The organism is Shewanella sp. AS16, from assembly GCF_021412365.1.
Taxonomy (GTDB): Bacteria; Pseudomonadota; Gammaproteobacteria; order Enterobacterales; family Shewanellaceae; genus Shewanella; species Shewanella salipaludis.
Window position 1 is genome coordinate 1 of the sequence record NZ_JAKCLK010000119.1, and the last position, 331, is coordinate 331.

Genomic DNA, 331 nt, shown 5'->3' on the forward strand with positions numbered 1-331 from the left:
AAAGACGATCTGGCACCTTCATTAGGTCGTGCCGATGAAGTCTTCCTGCTGCAACCGGCGCATATTCCGTGGCAGGTGGCAGAAGTGGCAGAAGCCTGCGTTCAGCCTGCACACTGGAGCGGCGATGTGGATACGCTGGCAGATATGGTGGTGAAAACCGCTCAGCCGGGCGATCACATTCTGGTGATGAGTAACGGCGGTTTTGGTGGTATTCATCAGAAACTGCTGGATGGTCTGGCGAAGAAAGCGGAAGCCGCGCAGTAATTCACAGCCTCAGCCTGATAGAGTGTGTGTAGGCCGGATAAGGCGTTCACGCCGCATCCGGCATTTG

The 331-nt window shown here is 55.9% G+C and carries 1 pseudogene; it reads left to right on the top strand.

The features are described from left to right. Positions 1-264, top strand: a pseudogene (locus LZP73_RS19610) (UDP-N-acetylmuramate:L-alanyl-gamma-D-glutamyl-meso-diaminopimelate ligase); the annotation flags it as partial. Between the last annotated feature and the right edge of the window lie 67 nt (positions 265-331).